We start from the raw sequence: 14,391 nt of genomic DNA, 5'->3' as shown, positions 1-14,391 counted from the left end.
CTGCGGCGGGCTTGTTCCCCAGCCCCGCCCCTTCCCGAAACTGGGGGGGCAGGCCCCCAGACCCCCGGGGTGCGCAATTCAGCCCGTGGGGGCACCTCCCAGCGGTAGCTGGGGGAGTTTGAGGACAGCGCGCGGAGCGTGCTCCGGGGTCTGGGGCGGAGCCCCAGTTTCGGGAAGGGGCGGGGCTGGGGAACAAAGCACCACCGGCCCGCACCCGGGCACGGGTCCGGGGCGGAGCCCCGGCCTCGGCGGAGCCGAGCATCAGATGCTGCGGGAAGGGGCGGGGCTGGGGAAGAAAAACCCCGCCCCAGCCTCACACCTGGTATCGATCCGCCGCGAAGAGCCGCAGATTCGACCGCACCCAATCCGACGTCCGGGCCAGCCCTTCCTCCAGCTCGACCACCGGCTGCCACCCCGCCCAGGACCGCGCCCGAGAGTTGTCCGAGAGCAGCCGCTCCACCTCACTCCCCGCAGGCCGCAACCGCGTCTCGTCGACGACGACCCGGGCCGACCGCCCGGAAGCCCGGATCAGCGACTCCGCGAGATCGCCGATAGCGATCTCGCGGCCCGTGCCGAGATTGACCGCGTGCCCGATCGCCCGGTCGCACTCGGCCAGTGCGAGGAACCCCTCCGCCGTGTCGGTCACATACGTGAAGTCCCGCGTCGGCGTGGTCGATCCGAGCCGGATCTCCTCCGCACCGGAGTGCAGCTGCGCGAGGATCGTGGGGATCACGGCCCGCGCGGACTGCCGGGGCCCGTACGTGTTGAAGGGCCGGACGACGGTCACCGGCAGCTCGAAGGAGTGCGCGTAGGACAGCGCCAGCATGTCCGCGCCGATCTTCGACGCGGAGTACGGCGACTGCGGCTGCAGCGGATGGTCCTCACGGATCGGCACGGTGAGCGCCGTCCCGTACACCTCACTGGTGGACGTGTGCACCATGCGCCGCACGCCATGGCGGCGGCAGGCGGCGGCGACGTTCTCCGTACCGGCCACATTGGTCTGGACGTACGCCTCGGGCGATGCGTAGCTGTACGGAATGCCGATCAGCGCCGCCAGATGGAAGACGGTGTCGCACCCGGCGACGGCGTCCATGACGCGCCCCGCGTCGCGGACGTCACCGGCGAGCGTCTCCACGGGCGAGCCGGGCCCGAGGTAGCGGGCGAGGTGGCCGCGCTCGGCGTACGGCTTGTAGTGCACGAGCACCCGGACGTGTGCGCCGCGCTCCACCAGCAGGTCGACGAGCGTGGACCCGATGAACCCTTCGGCCCCGGTGACGAGGACGGTACGGCCGTGCCAGCTCTGTGTGTCGGTGGTCGTGGACATGAGAAGTTCCTTTCGGAGGCGGGAAGTCGTCACGCGGCGCGCAGGCCGGCGGCCGGCGGCGCCGCCGCCGCGTGTCCGGCGAGGCGCAGCACCCAGGCGGCCATCAGGTCGGCGGCGATCGCGTGCGTGCCCGGGTCGGCCGCCGCGCTCATGGCGGCCAGCCGCGCCGGGTCGGCGAGCAGCGGCCCGATCAGCTCGGCGAGCCGGTCGCCGTCCGTCTCGGCGTCGGGGAGCAGCAGCCCGGCCCCGGCGTCGGAGAGCACGCGCGCGTTGTGGGTCTGGTGGTCGTGGGGCGCGTGGGGGTACGGGACCAGCACCGCGGGCACCCGTACGGTCGCGAGCTCCGCGACCGTCGCCGAGCCCGCGCGGCAGATCACGAGGTCGGCGGCGGCGTAGGCGAGGTCCATGCGGTCCAGGTAGTCGACGGCGGTGGCGACGCGGTCGCCGCCCTCGGCGGCCAGCCGGGCCCGGGTCGCCGCCAGGGCCTGCGGACCGGTCTTGATCACCAGGTGGACGTCGGACCGCCCGCGCCACCGCCCGGCCAGCCGCACGGCGGCCTCGGTCAGCCGCGCGGCGCCCAGGCTGCCGCCGTTGAACAGCACCATCCGCGCCCCGTCGGGCACCCCGAAGGCCCGCCGGGCGGGCTCGCGCAGCGCCACCCGGTCCAGCCCGGCGACCGCGCCGACCAGGGGCATGCCCACCGTCTCGGCGCGGGCGCCCGCACGGGCCGCGAGGTGGCCGCGGGTCCGGTCGAAGGCGAGGGCCACATGCGGGGTGAGGGCGGTGGCGAACCGGTTCGCACGGCCCGGCACCGCGTTGGACTCGTGGACGAGCGCGGGCCGCCCCGCCATCCGCGCGCCCAGCACGGCGGGGGCGCTGGGATAGCCGCCCATGCCGACGACGACGTGCGCGCCCTGCTCCTCGATCACCCGCCGCGCCTGCATGCCGGAGCGCAGCAGATCGGCGGGCAGCAGGAAGCGGCGCGAGCCGAGCGAGCGGTCGAAGGGGATCATGTCGACCGTGTGCAGCCGGTATCCGGCCCGGGGGATCAGCCGGGTCTCCAGCCCGCGCTCGGTCCCGACAAAACTGACGACCGCGTCCGGCACGGCGTCTCGAATCGCGTCGGCGACGGCGAGCCCCGGATAAATGTGCCCACCGGTCCCGCCCGCGCCGATGACCACGGAAAGTGTGTCGCGTGCGTTTGCCATGTGGGGCAGCGTGCGGACGCGCTCTAAGAGCCTTTTAAATCCGGCACCCGGCCCACCCGGGTCGCGCTTGTCCTAAGAGCCCTCTCAGACACCCTCTGACAAGGTAGGTGACCGATACGCGCACCCCGCCGGAGGCGAAATGGCCGAGACGAGCGTCCTCGTCGTCGACGACGACCCCGAAGTACGAGCCGCGGTAGTGGACGGGCTCACCGTCGAGGGCTACGCGGTGCGCTCCGCCGCGGACGGCCTGGAGGCCCTCTCCTGCGTCGCCGCCGACCCGCCCGCCGCCATCGTCCTCGACCTCGCCATGCCCGTGCTCGACGGCCTTGCCGTGTGCCGCAGGCTGCGCGGGGTCGGCGACCGTACGCCCGTGCTCGTCCTCACCGCGCGCGACGCCGTCTCCGACCGGGTCGCGGGCCTGGACGCGGGGGCCGACGACTACCTCGTCAAACCCTTCGCCCTGGACGAGCTCCTCGCCCGCCTCCGCGCGCTGCTCCGCCGCGCGGCGCCCGTCGAACCCGCCGAGGAGAGCGGCGAATTGGCCTTCGCCGACCTCACCGTGGACCCGGAGACCCGCACCGGCAGGCGCGGCGACAACCCGCTGGAATTCACCCGCACCGAATTCGCCCTCCTCGACGTGCTGATGCGGCACCCGGGCCAGGTCCTGCCGCGCGAGGTCATCCAGGAAAGGGTCTGGGGCACCGATTTCGGCCCGGACTCCAATTCCCTTGCTGTCTACGTCGGTTATCTGCGGCGCAAACTGGAAGCGGGCGGCGCGCCCCGCCTCGTCCACACCGTGCACGGCATCGGCTACCGGCTGGCGGAGCGGTGAGAGTGCTGCGCGCCCGCCTCCTGGGCCGCAGGCCCCTGCGCGCCCGGCTGGCGCTCGTCACCTCCGCGGCCGTCGCGCTCGTCGCCCTCGGCGTGCTCGCCGCCGCGTACGTCGTGATCCGCTACGAACTCGTGCGCCAGCTCGACCTCCAGCTGAAGCAACAGGCCGGGATCATGGCCCAGCAGAGCCACGGCGGAACGACCGGGGTGCTCTACGGCGAGTGCAACTGGCTCGCCGCCCCCGCCTGCGCCCAGATCGTCCGCTCCGACCCCGCCGCGCCCGGCCAGGGCGGCCTCGTGCTGCCGGTCACGGGAGCCACGCGCCGCGTCGCGGCCGGGACGCTCGGCGAGTTCTACAGCAACATCACCCTCGGCGGCCGCGACATGCGGATGTACACCATGCACCTCAGGGACGACCGTGCCCTCCAGGTCGCGGCCCGCTCCGACACCGTCGACCAGGGCGTACGGCAGGCGGGACTGCTCCTCGCCGGGGTCGGCGGCGCCGGGGTGCTGCTCGCGGCGGCCCTCGGCTACTTCGCGTCCCGTACGTCCCTGCGGCCCGTGACCCGGCTCACGGCCACCGCCGAGCGCATCGCCGCCACCCGCGACCCCGCCCACCGCATCGAGCTGCCGCCCTACGAAGCACGCCGCCAGGACGAGATCACCCGCCTCGCGACCAGCTTCAACACCATGCTGGGCGAGCTGGAGGAGGCCGTCGCCGCCCAGCGCCGCCTCATCGCCGATGCCTCCCACGAACTGCGCACCCCGCTGACCGCGCTCCGCACCAACGCCGAGCTCCTCGCCCGCGCCGACCGGCTCTCGCCCGCCCAGCGGGACCGGGCCTCCGCCGCCCTCGGCCGCCAGCTCCGCGAGGTCACCGGCCTGGTCAACGACCTCATCGAGCTCGCCAGGGACGAGGAGCCGCAGCAGCTCGTCGAGCAGGTCCGGCTGGATCTGCTGGCCGAACGCTGTGTGGCCGCCGCGCGCGGGCACTGGCCGAACACCCCCTTCACCGCCGACCTGGACACCGTGGGCGCCGTGACCGTCCCCGGCGTCCCGGCCCGCCTCGCGCGGCTGCTGTCCAACCTGCTCGACAACGCGGCCAAGTTCAGCCCGCCCGGCGCGATGGTCGAGGTGCGGCTGGCGCGCACGGACCACGGTCTCGACCTCACGGTCCGCGACCACGGCCCCGGCATCTCCACCGAGGATCTGCCCTATGTCTTCGACCGCTTCTACCGCTCCCGGCAGGCCCGCGCCCTCCCCGGCTCCGGCCTCGGGCTCGCCATGGCCCGCCAGATCGCCCGCGCGCACGGCGCCGAGCTGACGGCGGAGCAGGCGGAGACGGGCGGCGCCCGCTTCCGCCTCAGCTTCCCCACCGGATCACCGGGCTGACATCACCGGGCTGACATCACCGGGCACAACACGACGAAGGCCCCGATCATCATGATCGGGGCCTTCGCTCACGGAGCGGACGACGAGACTCGAACTCGCGACATCCACCTTGGCAAGGTGGTGCTCTACCAACTGAGCTACGTCCGCATTGCGCCGCGCTGTCGTGCGGTGCGTGCACCACTATAGCCAACCCTGAGCACGCGCGATGCGCGCGGCCGCGTGACGGTTCTCGACGCCGAGCTTCGCGACGGCCGACGAGAGGTAGTTCCGGACCGTCCCCGGCGTCAGCGAGGCGCGCTCCGCGATCTCCGCGACGGGCGCCCCGTCCTCGGCCAGCTCCAGCAGTTCCGCCTCCCGCGCGGTCAGCGGGGAGTCGCCCGCGCTGATCGCGTCCGCCGCCAACTCCGGGTCCACATAGCGGCTTCCGCCGTGCACGGTCCTGATGATCTCGGCGAGCCGCCGCGCCGAAACGGTCTTGGGCACGAACCCGCGCACCCCCGCCTCCAGCGCCCGCTTCAGATGCCCGGGACGCCCGTGACCGGTCACGATCATGGTGCGGCAGCCGGGCAGTTCGGCCCGCAGGCGTGTGGCCACCATCACACCGTCCGCCCCTGGCATTTGGAGATCCAGTACCGCCACGTCCGGCCGGTGGGCCCGGGCCATGGCCAGCGCCTCCGGCCCCGAGGCGGCCTCCGCGACCACCTGGAGATCGTCCTCCAGCCCGAGCAGCGCGGCCAGCGCTCCCCGGATCAGATGCTCGTCGTCCGCCAGCATCACCCGTACGGGCGGGGGCCCGTCGTTGACGCCCGCGCCCGGTATGGGACCGCCCGCACTCGCCGTCGCGCCCGCACCCATGCCGTCAGCCATGTCGTCCATCACGCTGCCCCTCCGTGCCCCACACCCGTGGCCACTCTCGGTGGCACACCGCCTCCGTCGCCCACGCCCTCACCTGCCCCGCCCGGCGACGAGCCACCCCCTTCCGGGACGGAGCCGTCGCCCGCCGTGTCACGCCGGAGCGCCTCCCCGCCGGCCAGCGGGACCTCCGCCGTCACGCGGAACATCTTCGCCCCGCGGCGCTCCGCGGTGATCGTGCCGCCCAGCGCGTCCAGCCGCTCCCGCAGCCCCGCCAGCCCCGAACCGCTGCCGGTGCCCGCCCCCGGGCTCCGGTCCGCCACCCCGTCGTTCTCCATGACGAGCACCGCCGCGTCGTCGACGATCCGCATCCGCACCGCGCACCGCCCCGCGTCCGCGTGCCGCAGCACATTCGTCGTCGCCTCGCGGACCACCCAGGCCAGCGCCGACTGCACCGGCGCCGGCAGCTCACGGCCCGCCGCGTCGTCGATGCGGCACTCGATGCCCGCCGCGGACAGCACGCCCCGGGCGCCCACCAGTTCGGTGCGCAGATCCGCTTCGCGGTAGCCGCGGACCACTTCGCGGACCTCCCGCTGCGAATCCTGGGCCAGCCGCTGCACCTCCGCCATCTGCTCCAGCGCCGCCGGCGAACCCCGCTGCGCCAGCTGCACGGCGAGCTCGCTCTTGAGGGCGATCACCGCGAGATTGCGCCCCATGACGTCGTGCATGTCGCGCGAGAACCGCAGCCGCTCCTCCGCGACCGCCAGCCGCGCCTGCGCCGTACGGGCCGTCTCCAGCTCCCACAGCACGGAGAGTATCCACGCCGACGTACGCATCACCGTCAGGCTCCACACCCCGGTGAACACCATGAACGCGCCCACCACGAGCGCTCCCAGCAGCTGCCCGCCCATCAGGATGACCGAGCCGCTCACCAGCACGGCCGCCGCCGCGCAGACGGCGAGATACCGGGGGATGCGGACCAGAGTGCTGAACGAGCCGAACACGATCAGCCCGCCCGCCTGCAGCATCATGGCCGACGTGGTGATGTACGAAAGCCCCTCGGCCCAGACCTTGGCGACGAAGACGCACATGAACGCGAGGAACAGCACCGCGGAGACAACCAGCCCCCACCACGGGGCGGGCCGCTTCCACAGATAGTGGTCCAGACACCGCCGGGCCAGCGTGACGTGGTGCGCGCAGTGGACGACGCTGATCCCCAACAGCAGCCATCCCAGCGGCCGGGAGCCGTTCAGCAACTGCGCGCCATTGGTCAGCGGAAAGAGAAAGGGCACCGCGCAGACCGTCAGCCGCGTATAGAAATCGACCTGCGCGACCCTGCTCCAGCTCCGCCATTCCCGCACCCGCTTGCTCACGCGCGCCCCCCATCGCTCATCGATCACCCGCCGCCCGGCAGGCTCACTTCCGCGGCTCCCAGCGGAACCACCGCCGTACAGCAAACACGCCCAGCGCCACCCAGACCAACGCGGTCACCACATCCCGCAGGGCATCGACGCCGTCCACCCCGCCGAGCCAGCCACCACGCATCAGCTGCATCGCGGGAGTCAGCGGCAGCAGCCGGCATATCTGCGCGACGCTGTCCGGCATCACCTCCAGGGGCACGATCAGACCCGAGCCCGCCATCGAGACCAGGAACAGGGGAGTGGTCACGAACCCCGCCCCCTCGACCGACTTGGCCCAGGCCGCGGTGGCCGCGGCCAGCGTGATGCACAGGGCGATCCCCAACACCAGCCCCGCCAGGAGCAGTTCGGGCCGGTGCACCGCCCCCAGCTTCAGCCAGACGACACCCGCCACCACCAGCAGGGCGCACTGGGTGAGCGCGACGAGCACCGCCGGTATCGCCGTGCCGGCCAATATCTCCGCGTCACTCGCCTCGCCCGTGCGGAGCCGCTTGAGGACCAGCTCCTCCCGGCGCGTGACATATGCGGTGACCAGGTTCTGATAGACGGCCAGGACCAGCACGAAGCCGAAGCCCCCGGTGACCGACACGGCGGCGACCGACATCCCGGCCTTGTCGAGATCGGCCCCGGCGACCACGCTGTGCATCGCGTAGATCATCACGGCGGGCATCAGCAGCCCCATGTACAGCGCGGTCTTGCTCCGCCCGAGCAGGGTCAGCTCCGCCCGCCCCAGCGCCAGCACCCGCGATCCCGCCGTGGACATCATCGTGGTCGTCGCCATCACTCGCCCCTCCTCGCACCGGCGCCCGCGGCCGCCGTGGCCGCACCCGCACTCATACCCGCGCCCGCATCCGGGCCCGCGCCCGCTATGGCCAGGAACGCCTCCTCCAAGGAGGCCGTCCGCGCGTCCAGCCCTTCCAGCTCTATGCCCTGCTCCCGCGCCCAGACCAGCAGCCCGGTCAGGGTCCGCTGCAACTCCCGTGTCTGGAGCTCTATCCGCCCCCCGGTCTCCTCGTGGCGCACCACGCCCAGCTCGGCCAGGGGCGGCAGATCGCCGACGAACCAGCCCACCGGCATGGCGAAGCGGATCCGGGCCGGATAGGCGCCGATGACCTCACCCGGCGCCCCGGACGTCACGATCCGGCCCTCGCGCATGATCGCGACCCGGTCCGCGAGCGCCTCGGCCTCCTCCAGATAGTGGGTGGTCAGCAGCACGGTCGTGCCCTCCTCGCGCAGCCGGCGCACCAACTCCCAGGTGGTGTGCCGGGCCTCGGGGTCCAGGCCCGTCGTCGGCTCGTCGAGGAAGAGCACCTCGGGGCGGCCGAGCAGGGCCAGCGCGAGGTCGAGCCGCCGCCGCTCACCGCCGGACAGCTGCTTGATCCGCACGTCACCGCGCCCCACCAGCCCGACCAGGCCGAGCGCCTCCCCGACGGGCCGCGCACCGGTGGTACAGCCCGCCCACATCCGCACGGTCTCCGTGACGGTCAGGTCGGAGGGGAAGCCGCCTTCCTGGAGCATCACCCCGACCCGCGGCCGGACCGCGCTCCGCTCCTCGAACGGATCGTGGCCCAGCACCCGCACCCGCCCGCCGCTCGGCCGGGCCAGGCCCTCCAGCAGCTCGACCGTGGAGGTCTTGCCCGCGCCGTTGGTGCCCAGCAGAGCGAACAGCTCGCCGCGCGCCACGGTGAAGGAGACGCCCCGCACCGCCTCGAACCCCTTGTCACCCTCCGGGCCGTAGCGCCGCCGCAGCTCCGAGACCTCGATCACACTGTCCCCGATATCCATGTCTCAAGACTCCCCGCCGATCCGGCCCTGAGGCAGTGCGAGCTGTCATGACCTCGGATGACGGATGTCATGTGGCACGGCGAGGGGCACCACCCGCCGCGATGCACACCCGGGGATACGGCACCCGGGGCCACGGCGCCTGGAGATACGACGTCCAGGGATACGGCTTCCGGAGATACGACGAAGGCCCCGATCATGTTGATCGGGGCCTTCGTTCACTGAGCGGACGACGAGACTCGAACTCGCGACATCCACCTTGGCAAGGTGGTGCTCTACCAACTGAGCTACGTCCGCATGCTGCCGACCGGCTCTCACCGGGCGGTGCGAACACCACTGTACCGGAACCACAGGAGTGGTCGGTACGTGATGAGAGCGGGTGACAGGAATCGCACACTGCGCCTCCCCCTTGGAAAGGGGGCGCTCTACTACTGAGCTACACCCGCAAGCGTCGCACCGGACAGCCGGTCCACCGAAGTGGGACGACCGTCGGAACGATCAGAGCGGGTGACAGGAATCGCACACTGCGCCTCCCTCTTGGAAAGAGGGCGCTCTACTACTGAGCTACACCCGCAAGCGTCGCACCGGACAGCCGGTCCACAGATGTGGAACGACCGTCGGAACGATCAGAGCGGGTGACAGGAATCGCACACTGCGCCTCCCCCTTGGAAAGGGGGCGCTCTACTACTGAGCTACACCCGCGTGACCCCGAAGTCCCGGCGGTTTCCCGTCCGTTCCCCTCGGCGTGATCCAAACTCTAGCTGATCAACAGGGGTGCTTGGCAACTCCGTCAGTCGGCGGCGTTGAAGGCCTCGTAGACGCGCTTGGGGATGCGGCCGCGCGGCGGTACGTCCATGCCGTGCGAGCGGGCCCAGGCGCGCACCGCGGAGGGGTCGGGCGCCACGGGGGTGTGGCGGTAGACCTTCCCGGAGCGGGACTGCTTGCGGCCGGCCTCCACGAAGGGTGCGAGCGCGACGCGCAGTTTCTTCGCATTGGCAGTGTTGAGGTCGATCTCGTACGACTTGCCGTCGAGTCCGAAGGAGACCGTCTCCGCGGCTGCCCCGCCGTCGATGTCATCGGAGAGCGTGACCACTACGCGCTGTGCCACGAATATCGGTCCTTTCAGCGGGCGGCACCGCGGTCGATCTGCGGTGACGCGAGGGTTCCGGGTGTTCCGGATCAATGATTATTCATTTGTACAACGAAGGCCATTGCAAATGGAAGCCCACTTAATTCGGTCGGCGTGGCCCCCGGCAATCAGGACCGTACATTTTTTCCGCGATTTTCCCCGGATTCTTCCTGTGTCGATGCGTAAACGTGACAGGGCGGCCACGATATCTATGCGCGTAGATTTTTTGGGACTGTACTCTGGCCTCACCGCTTCAGCTCACGCACCACACCACCGGGAGTGCCAGTGGCACGCGTCGTAGTCGACGTCATGCTCAAGCCGGAGATCCTCGACCCGCAGGGGCAGGCGGTGCAGCGCGCGCTGCCACGCCTGGGTTTTGCGGGGATCGCCGACGTCCGTCAGGGCAAGCGCTTTGAACTCGAGGTGGAGGGTCCGGTCGACGACGCCGCCCTCGCCCGCATCCACGAGATGGCGGAAACGTTTCTCGCCAACACCGTGATCGAGGACTTCACCGTGAAGGTCGACGGAGAAGCACGATGACCGCTCGTGTAGGAGTCATCACCTTCCCCGGCACTCTGGACGACCGCGACACCCAGCGCGCCGTCCGTATCGCCGGACTCGAGCCCGTATCGCTGTGGCACCGCGACAAAGACCTCAAACAGGTCGATGCCGTGATCCTGCCCGGCGGCTTCTCCTACGGCGACTATCTGCGCGCGGGTGCCATTTCCCGCTTCTCGCCCGTCATGGAGAAGGTCGTCGAGGGCGCCCGGGAGGGCCTGCCGGTCCTCGGCATCTGCAACGGCTTCCAGGTGCTCACCGAGTCCCACCTGCTGCCCGGCGCGATGCTGCGCAACAACCACCTGCACTTCATCTGCCGCGACCAGAAGCTGCGGGTGGAGAACGCGGACACCGCCTGGACGTCCGACTACGAGGCGGGCCAGGAGATCTCCGTCCCGCTGAAGAACATCGACGGCCGCTATGTGGCCGACGAGCGGACCCTCGACGAGCTGGAGGCGGAGGGCCGCGTCGCGTTCCGCTATCTGGCCCGCGGCGAAGCCGCTGATGGATACGGAAACCCCAACGGCTCGCTCCGCGACATCGCCGGCATCACCAACGCCGCGGGCAACGTCGTCGGCCTCATGCCGCACCCGGAGCACGCCGTCGAGCCGCTGGTCGGTACGGGCCGTACCGACGGGCTCGGGTTCTTCACCTCGATCCTGAAGAAGCTGGTCAACGCATGAGCCTGGACACCGTCAAGCACGCGGGCGAGACCCCCGACACCGCGCAGCCGTGGGCCGAGCTGGGTCTGAAGCCGGACGAGTACGCCCGCATCCGCGAGATCCTCGGCCGCCGTCCCACCGGCGCCGAGCTGGCCATGTACAGCGTGATGTGGTCCGAGCACTGCTCCTACAAGAGCAGCAAGGTCCACCTGAGGCAGTTCGGCGACAAGGCGCCCGAGAGCGATGCCCTCCTCGTCGGCATCGGCGAGAACGCCGGTGTCGTCGACGTCGGCCAGGGCTACGCGGTCACCTTCAAGGTCGAGTCGCACAACCACCCCTCGTACATCGAGCCCTACCAGGGCGCGGCCACCGGCATCGGCGGCATCGTCCGCGACATCCTCGCCATGGGCGCCCGCCCGGTCGCCGTCATGGACCCGCTGCGCTTCGGCGCGGCCGACCACCCCGACACCAAGCGCGTCCTGCCGGGCGTCGTCGCGGGCATCGGCGGCTACGGCAACTGCCTGGGCCTGCCCAACATCGGCGGCGAGGTCGTCTTCGACGCCTGCTACCAGGGCAACCCGCTGGTCAACGCCCTCTGCGTGGGCGTGATGAAGCACGAGGACATCCACCTGGCCAAGGCCTCCGGCGCGGGCAACAAGGTCATCCTCTACGGCGCCCGCACGGGCGGCGACGGCATCGGCGGCGTCTCCGTGCTCGCCTCCGAGACCTTCGACTCCACCGGCCCGGCCAAGCGCCCCGCCGTCCAGGTCGGCGACCCCTTCCAGGAGAAGCTCCTCATCGAGTGCACCCTGGAGATCTTCCGCGAGGACCTGGTCGACGGCATCCAGGACCTCGGCGGCGCCGGTCTGTCCTGCGCCACCAGCGAGCTGGCCAGCGCCGGTTCGGGCGGTATGCGCGTCGAGCTGGACACCGTGCCGCTGCGCGACTCCTCCCTCTCGCCCGAGGAGATCCTCATGAGCGAGTCGCAGGAGCGCATGTGCGCCGTCGTCGAGCCCGGCAAGGTCGCCCGCTTCCTGGAGATCTGCGAGAAGTGGGACGTCATCGCCACCGTCATCGGTGAAGTGACCGACGGCGAGCGGCTGGAGATCTTCTGGCACGGCGAGCAGATCGTCGACGTGCCGCCGCGCACGGTCGCCCATGAGGGTCCGGTCTACGAGCGGCCGTATGCCCGGCCGCAGTGGCAGGACGCCCTCCAGGCCGACGACGCCGCGCGGCTGCCCCGCCCGGCGACCGCCGGCGAGCTGCGCGAGCAGGTCCTCAAGGTCGTCTCCTCCCCGAACCAGGCCTCGAAGTCCTGGATCACCGATCAGTACGACCGGTTCGTGCAGGGCAACACCGTGCTGGCGCAGCCCGAGGACTCGGGCATGGTCCGCATCGACGAGAACACCAACCTGGGTGTCGCGGTCGCGACCGACGGCAACGGCCGCTACACCAAGCTCGACCCGTACGCCGGCGCGCAGCTCGCGCTCGCCGAGTCGTACCGCAACGTGGCCGCCACCGGCGCCCGGCCGCTCGCCATCTCCAACTGCCTGAACTTCGGCTCGCCCGAGGACCCGGCCGTCATGTGGCAGTTCGCCGAGGCCACCCGCGGTCTGGCGGACGGCTGCCTGGAGCTGGGCACGCCCGTCACCGGCGGCAATGTCTCGCTCTACAACCAGACCGGCGAGACCGCCATCCACCCGACCCCCGTGGTCGCGGTGCTCGGCGTGATCGACGACGTCAACCGCCGTACGCCGATGGCCTTCTCGGAGGAGGGCCACCTGCTCTACCTCCTGGGCGATACCAAGGAGGAGCTGGGCGGTTCGGCCTGGTCGCAGGTCGTCCACGACCACCTCGGCGGGCTGCCGCCGGCCGTGGACCTGGAGCGCGAGAAGCTGCTCGCCGAGATCCTGATCGCCGCCTCCCGCGACGGCATGGTCGACGCGGCGCACGACCTCTCCGACGGCGGCCTGATCCAGGCCCTCGCCGAGTCGTGCCTGCGCGGCGGCAAGGGCGCGCGGATCGTCGTCCCCGACGGACTGGACCCCTTCGTGTTCCTGTTCTCGGAGTCGGCGGGCCGTGCGGTCGTCGCCGTCCCGCGCAGCGAGGAACTCCGCTTCAGCGACATGTGCGGCGCCCGCGGCCTGCCGGCGGCGCGCATCGGTGTGGTGGACGGCGAAGTGATCGACATCCAGGGCCACTTCGAGCTCCCGCTCGCGGAACTGCGCGCGGCGCACGAAGCGACGATTCCGGCCCTGCTGGCCTAGCGGACGATCGCCGTACGGGCCGGGCCTTTCCGGCCCGTACGGCGATCGAAAGCCGGAGCGCGGTTGCGGGCAGGGGCGAGTGGGGGAAAATCCCCTCATGCCTCCCGCCCAGCGCAAGCGTGCGCGAACGTACGACCTCGACAGGACCCGCGCGGCCGTCATCGCGCAGCTCGGCAACGTACGCACCGTCGTCGAAGCCCTCGACGAGGGCCGGTTCGCGCTGCCCACACGACTCGGCGACTGGACCGTCCGGGAGCTGGTCACGCATATCGCCCTGGGCGTCCGCTCCGTCACCCACGGGCTCGGACAACCCGCGCCCCCGGCACGCGAGATCACGCTCGCCGAGTGGCCGTTCGCCACGGCCGACTACGCGACGCAGGTGGCCACGTCCGTACGGGAAGCGGCCGCCGCGGAGGATCCCGTCGCGCTCCTCGCCCAGGTGGCCGAACGCTTCGCCGAACTGACCTCCGGCGTGCCCGCCGAGCGCCTGCTGACCGCCCGCCCCGGCGTGATGCGCCTGGACGACCTTCTCGTCACCAGATGCGTCGAACTCGTCGTGCACAGCGACGATCTGGCCGCCGCGCTCGGCGTGGACATCCCGTTCGACCGGCAGGCCCTGGCCGCCGTCACCCGCCTGCTGGCGGACTCGCTGGCCGTCAAGGCGCCCGGGGGATCAGTGGAGGTCCGCGTGCCGCCGTTCGCGGTCGTGCAGTGCGTGGCGGGCCCCAAGCACACCCGGGGCACCCCGCCCAACGTCGTCGAGACCGCCCCCCTCACGTGGGTGCGTCTGGCCACCGGCCGTACGGACTGGGCCACCGCCCTCGACGCGGCCGCGGTCTCCGCGAGCGGTGAACGCGCCGACATCTCCGAGCAACTGCCGTTGCTCACATGAGTGCTCATCCGAGCAACGCCAGGCGGTAACTCACCTGAGCGGAAAAGGTGATTCGCTGTGCGCGCCGAGTGGCTGT

General features: G+C 71.5%; 13 protein-coding genes and 5 tRNA genes. 6 read left to right on the top strand and 12 right to left on the bottom strand.

The features are described from left to right. Positions 1 to 313 precede the first annotated feature (313 nt). On the bottom strand, positions 314 to 1,324 hold the full coding sequence (locus tag ABD269_RS14205) for an SDR family NAD(P)-dependent oxidoreductase (protein ID WP_344118198.1): 1,011 nt from the start codon (positions 1,322 to 1,324) through the stop codon (positions 314 to 316). A gap of 29 nt (positions 1,325 to 1,353) precedes the next feature. After that, positions 1,354 to 2,532 carry a UDP-N-acetylglucosamine--N-acetylmuramyl-(pentapeptide) pyrophosphoryl-undecaprenol N-acetylglucosamine transferase gene (locus tag ABD269_RS14200; protein WP_344118197.1) on the bottom strand — a complete coding sequence of 393 codons (1,179 nt, stop codon included), beginning with the start codon at positions 2,530 to 2,532 and terminating at the stop codon, positions 1,354 to 1,356. A 139-nt stretch (positions 2,533 to 2,671) separates the two neighbouring features. Here ABD269_RS14200 and ABD269_RS14195 point away from each other — a divergent pair, with 139 nt between their 5' ends. Both ABD269_RS14195 and ABD269_RS14190 read left to right on the top strand, forming a co-directional pair. Next, entirely contained in the window at positions 2,672 to 3,364 is a 693-nt protein-coding gene (locus tag ABD269_RS14195; RefSeq protein ID WP_301886435.1) for a response regulator transcription factor, read from the top strand. Beyond that, the gene (locus ABD269_RS14190; protein ID WP_425572894.1) at positions 3,361 to 4,755 is read left to right on the top strand and encodes a HAMP domain-containing sensor histidine kinase; all 1,395 of its coding nucleotides are present in this window, start codon (positions 3,361 to 3,363) and stop codon (positions 4,753 to 4,755) included. Before ABD269_RS14195 ends, ABD269_RS14190 begins: the two co-directional genes overlap by 4 nt. A 74-nt stretch (positions 4,756 to 4,829) precedes the next feature. Here ABD269_RS14190 and ABD269_RS14185 read toward each other — a convergent pair. The 10 genes from ABD269_RS14185 to ABD269_RS14140 form a co-directional block, all read right to left on the bottom strand. Beyond that, a tRNA-Gly gene (locus ABD269_RS14185) sits at positions 4,830 to 4,902 on the bottom strand. Between the two features lie 33 nt (positions 4,903 to 4,935). Next, positions 4,936 to 5,529, bottom strand: a complete 594-nt coding sequence (locus tag ABD269_RS14180; protein ID WP_301894426.1) for a response regulator transcription factor — start codon at positions 5,527 to 5,529, stop codon at positions 4,936 to 4,938. 101 nt (positions 5,530 to 5,630) lie between these two features. After that, positions 5,631 to 6,980 carry a sensor histidine kinase gene (locus tag ABD269_RS14175; RefSeq protein WP_344118195.1) on the bottom strand — a complete coding sequence of 450 codons (1,350 nt, stop codon included), beginning with the start codon at positions 6,978 to 6,980 and terminating at the stop codon, positions 5,631 to 5,633. A gap of 43 nt (positions 6,981 to 7,023) precedes the next feature. Next, positions 7,024 to 7,806, bottom strand: a complete 783-nt coding sequence (locus ABD269_RS14170; RefSeq protein ID WP_344118194.1) for an ABC transporter permease — start codon at positions 7,804 to 7,806, stop codon at positions 7,024 to 7,026. Further along, positions 7,806 to 8,810 carry an ABC transporter ATP-binding protein gene (locus tag ABD269_RS14165; RefSeq protein ID WP_344118193.1) on the bottom strand — a complete coding sequence of 335 codons (1,005 nt, stop codon included), beginning with the start codon at positions 8,808 to 8,810 and terminating at the stop codon, positions 7,806 to 7,808. The genes ABD269_RS14170 and ABD269_RS14165 overlap by 1 nt, the downstream gene beginning before the upstream one ends. A gap of 221 nt (positions 8,811 to 9,031) precedes the next feature. Continuing rightward, a tRNA-Gly gene (locus ABD269_RS14160) sits at positions 9,032 to 9,104 on the bottom strand. Positions 9,105 to 9,181: 77 nt separating this feature from the next. After that, a tRNA-Gly gene (locus ABD269_RS14155) sits at positions 9,182 to 9,253 on the bottom strand. A 56-nt stretch (positions 9,254 to 9,309) separates the two neighbouring features. After that, positions 9,310 to 9,381: transfer RNA gene (locus tag ABD269_RS14150), tRNA-Gly, on the bottom strand. A gap of 56 nt (positions 9,382 to 9,437) precedes the next feature. Continuing rightward, positions 9,438 to 9,509, bottom strand: a tRNA-Gly gene (locus ABD269_RS14145). Positions 9,510 to 9,597: 88 nt separating this feature from the next. After that, a complete protein-coding gene (locus ABD269_RS14140) occupies positions 9,598 to 9,915 on the bottom strand; it encodes a histone-like nucleoid-structuring protein Lsr2 (protein WP_301886441.1) in 318 nt (105 codons plus the stop codon). 306 nt (positions 9,916 to 10,221) lie between these two features. Between ABD269_RS14140 and purS the strand changes: the two genes are divergently transcribed. The 4 genes from purS (at position 10,222) to ABD269_RS14120 (ending at position 14,315) form a co-directional block, all read left to right on the top strand. Next, positions 10,222 to 10,476, top strand: coding sequence for a phosphoribosylformylglycinamidine synthase subunit PurS (gene purS, locus ABD269_RS14135; protein WP_116212697.1), 255 nt, complete (start codon positions 10,222 to 10,224; stop codon positions 10,474 to 10,476). Then, on the top strand, positions 10,473 to 11,177 hold the full coding sequence (gene purQ / locus ABD269_RS14130; protein ID WP_344118192.1) for a phosphoribosylformylglycinamidine synthase subunit PurQ: 705 nt from the start codon (positions 10,473 to 10,475) through the stop codon (positions 11,175 to 11,177). Before purS ends, purQ begins: the two co-directional genes overlap by 4 nt. After that, the gene (purL, locus tag ABD269_RS14125; protein ID WP_344118191.1) at positions 11,174 to 13,423 is read left to right on the top strand and encodes a phosphoribosylformylglycinamidine synthase subunit PurL; all 2,250 of its coding nucleotides are present in this window, start codon (positions 11,174 to 11,176) and stop codon (positions 13,421 to 13,423) included. The genes purQ and purL overlap by 4 nt, the downstream gene beginning before the upstream one ends. A gap of 97 nt (positions 13,424 to 13,520) precedes the next feature. After that, positions 13,521 to 14,315, top strand: a complete 795-nt coding sequence (locus ABD269_RS14120) for a maleylpyruvate isomerase family mycothiol-dependent enzyme (RefSeq protein ID WP_344118190.1) — start codon at positions 13,521 to 13,523, stop codon at positions 14,313 to 14,315. Positions 14,316 to 14,391: the final 76 nt, after the last annotated feature.

The sequence above is a fragment of the Streptomyces blastmyceticus genome (genome assembly GCF_039521185.1).
GTDB classification, from domain to species: domain Bacteria; phylum Actinomycetota; class Actinomycetes; order Streptomycetales; family Streptomycetaceae; genus Streptomyces; species Streptomyces blastmyceticus.
The sequence above is the reverse complement of the archived record's forward strand: the minus strand, read 5'-3'. Positions and strand labels throughout refer to the sequence as shown.

What these genes read in the sequence shown, in the direction of transcription:
- ABD269_RS14205 (WP_344118198.1), bottom strand. Translation starts at nt 1,324, where the DNA reads ATGTCCACGACCACCGACACACAGAGCTGGCACGGCCGTACCGTCCTC.
- ABD269_RS14200 (WP_344118197.1), bottom strand. Translation starts at nt 2,532, where the DNA reads ATGGCAAACGCACGCGACACACTTTCCGTGGTCATCGGCGCGGGCGGG.
- ABD269_RS14195 (WP_301886435.1), top strand. Translation starts at nt 2,672, where the DNA reads ATGGCCGAGACGAGCGTCCTCGTCGTCGACGACGACCCCGAAGTACGA.
- ABD269_RS14180 (WP_301894426.1), bottom strand. Translation starts at nt 5,529, where the DNA reads ATGCTGGCGGACGACGAGCATCTGATCCGGGGAGCGCTGGCCGCGCTG.
- ABD269_RS14170 (WP_344118194.1), bottom strand. Translation starts at nt 7,806, where the DNA reads ATGGCGACGACCACGATGATGTCCACGGCGGGATCGCGGGTGCTGGCG.
- ABD269_RS14165 (WP_344118193.1), bottom strand. Translation starts at nt 8,810, where the DNA reads ATGGATATCGGGGACAGTGTGATCGAGGTCTCGGAGCTGCGGCGGCGC.
- purQ (WP_344118192.1), top strand. Translation starts at nt 10,473, where the DNA reads ATGACCGCTCGTGTAGGAGTCATCACCTTCCCCGGCACTCTGGACGAC.
- purL (WP_344118191.1), top strand. Translation starts at nt 11,174, where the DNA reads ATGAGCCTGGACACCGTCAAGCACGCGGGCGAGACCCCCGACACCGCG.
- ABD269_RS14120 (WP_344118190.1), top strand. Translation starts at nt 13,521, where the DNA reads ATGCCTCCCGCCCAGCGCAAGCGTGCGCGAACGTACGACCTCGACAGG.